This window comes from Streptomyces sp. H39-S7 (genome assembly GCF_027158205.1).
In the GTDB taxonomy this organism is placed as follows: domain Bacteria; phylum Actinomycetota; class Actinomycetes; order Streptomycetales; family Streptomycetaceae; genus Actinacidiphila.
In genome coordinates, this window is sequence record NZ_JAPVLU010000070.1 from 31,129 (window position 1) to 32,316 (window position 1,188).

Here is a 1,188-nt window from a genome sequence, read left to right on the forward strand (position 1 = left end):
GTGGCCATCCCCACCTCCGCGGTCGCGCCGTCGACGTCCGACCACAGGCAGCCACCCTGGGCGGTCACTGTGCGCGCGTCGGCGTCAACCGAGACGGCCCTCATGGCGGAGAGGTCGACGACCAGGGCGTCGTCCCAGACGCCGAGCCCGGCGGCGTTGTGGCCGCCGCCGCGCACGGCCAGGTCGACCCCGTGGCTGCGGGCGAAGTTCACGCACGCGAGAACGTCGCCGGTGTCCTCACACTGTGCGATCGCCGCCGGCTTGCGGTCGATCATCGCGTTGTAGACGGCGCGCGCGCCGTCGTATCCGTCCTCCCCCGGCCTGATCAGCCGGCCCCGAAGCACCTGGGCGAGCTCTTCGAAAGACGGGCGGGTAGCTAAGGTTGGCATGGTTCTCCCCCACGGTGCTCGGTTCGCTGCCGGGCGTCCTGGCAGGGCGCCCTCGGGACCCGACGCTACGCACCACGCGTTCGCCATCCGTTCGCGCCGGACCCGCCTGCGGGAGGAAGGTGAGACGCTGCGCGAACGGTGCGGTCGGCGAGATCGCGGCGGCATCTCGCCTCCAGGACCCGGCTCTCCTGGCCGGCGGCCATGTCGGCGGCGAGTTCGAGCAGGGACAGGGCAGCCGGACCAGCTTCGAGACCGGCCCGCAGCCGCAGCACCTCCGGCAGCCACCACCTGTCGTCGCGCTGCTCGGCCCCGATCCGGGCCGCGTCGAGGACGGCGCGCGCCGCGTCGAGGTGTCCGTCGGCGATGAGTACCTCGGCGAGCAGCGACGACCAGTACGGCATGCGGGTGTAGGCGCCCTGGGAGCTCAGCCTTCCGATTCCGTCGCGGATCTGCGCGGCGCCCTGCCCGCCGCCCAGCAGCCAGCCGCTGATGATCAGGGCCCATTCGCTGTAATAGGCGAAGCCATGGCGGCGGCAGAGGTCGCCCAGTTCCGCGACCACCTCGACGGCAGCGACCCGGTCGCCGCTGATCTGATGGGTGATCGCCGCATAGGCGAGGGCGATGGCGACGCTGTACGGATGGTCGGCAGCCCTGGCCCGCGCGATCGCGTCGGCACACCGCAGAGCGGCCTGGTCGTCGTCGCCCAGCAGCCAGCAGGCGTGGGCCGCGAAGGCCTGGGCGTGGACCTCGGGCCGGGAGCCGACGACCAGGGACAACGTGCCCTGCGATAGTTCGAGAG

Annotated in this window: 2 protein-coding genes; both read right to left on the reverse strand. The window is 72.4% G+C overall.

From position 1 onward, the window contains the following. Nucleotides 1–389, reverse strand: a 389-nt coding sequence (locus O3X23_RS39350; protein ID WP_269278628.1) for an FAD-binding oxidoreductase, incomplete at its 3' end; no start/stop codon positions are given. A gap of 65 nt (nucleotides 390–454) precedes the next feature. Beyond that, nucleotides 455–1,188 (reverse strand): hypothetical protein (locus tag O3X23_RS39355; RefSeq protein ID WP_269278631.1); only part of this gene is annotated, 734 nt, incomplete at its 5' end.